This window comes from Variovorax sp. WDL1, assembly GCF_001541225.1.
GTDB lineage: Bacteria > Pseudomonadota > Gammaproteobacteria > Burkholderiales > Burkholderiaceae_C > Variovorax.
On sequence record NZ_LMTS01000238.1, the window covers coordinates 151,962 to 152,870 of the forward strand.

Annotated in this window: 1 protein-coding gene; it reads right to left on the bottom strand. The window is 71.3% G+C overall.

What is annotated here, in order from left to right; translation table 11 throughout:
• A partial coding sequence (locus APY03_RS29740; protein ID WP_232324465.1) for a patatin-like phospholipase family protein occupies positions 1 to 909 on the bottom strand: 909 nt, incomplete at both ends.

The following is a 909-nucleotide window of genomic DNA, read 5'->3' on the forward strand; positions in this document are numbered from 1 at the left end:
CGCGTCCGCCACCGGGCTGCCCCGATGCAGCCACTCGGCCAGCTCGTCCGCCAGTCGGCGAGCCTCCTGCGCGGCCGTGCCCCAGGCCTTGACGCGGGCGGCCCAATCGTTGCCGTAGCGCAGGAAGTCGTTGCGGTCGGGCAGCTTGCCATCGGGCAGCTTGCGCACCCACGCCGGATCGGGCGCCAGCACCACCGTGCGATCGAGAAAGCGGGTGGGCTTGTGGCGCCACTTGAGCCCCTTGTCGAGCCAGCCCGGTACCACCGCCTTCTGGAAATGCGGATACAGCACCACGCCGTCCGGGTTGCCGTAGTTCAGGTGCAGGTGGTAGTCGGTGATGCCGCCGTCCCAGTAGGCGCCGGGCGGCGCGCCGGGAATGTCGTGCACCGCCGCCAGCATGAAGGGGACCGAGCAGGAGGCCTGCAGCGCGAGCTCGAAGTTGGCCTCGGCCAGCGCGACCTGGCGCGTGCGGAAGTCCTGCGTGCCGAAGGGCAGCGCGGCGCCGGGACTGGAGAACACCACGCGCTCCAGCCACGCGCCGAGGCCCTTGCGGTGCACGCTGTTGGTGATGAAGGCGCCGAGATAGCCGGCCGGCGTGCGCGCCCTGCCCTCGCGCCCGAGGATGTGGCGCCCGCGCGCCGCAATCACATGCAGCCGGTAGCGCGGATGCGCGAGCACCTCGCGCGTGCGGCCGCCGTAGAAGTCGCGCAACCCCTCGCTGAACTTCGCGCTGACCTGTTGCGCGCTCATGCGCTTCTGTCCCGCCGGAACCTCGAAGTGCTGGTGGATGTAGCCCCGCTCGAACTGCTCGAAGGCCGTCTTCGGATCGCTCAGGCACGCACTGGCCAGCCGCCATGCGCCGATGGAGGCGCCGACCAGGTCCACCGGCTGCGTCGCCTGCGGCAGCCA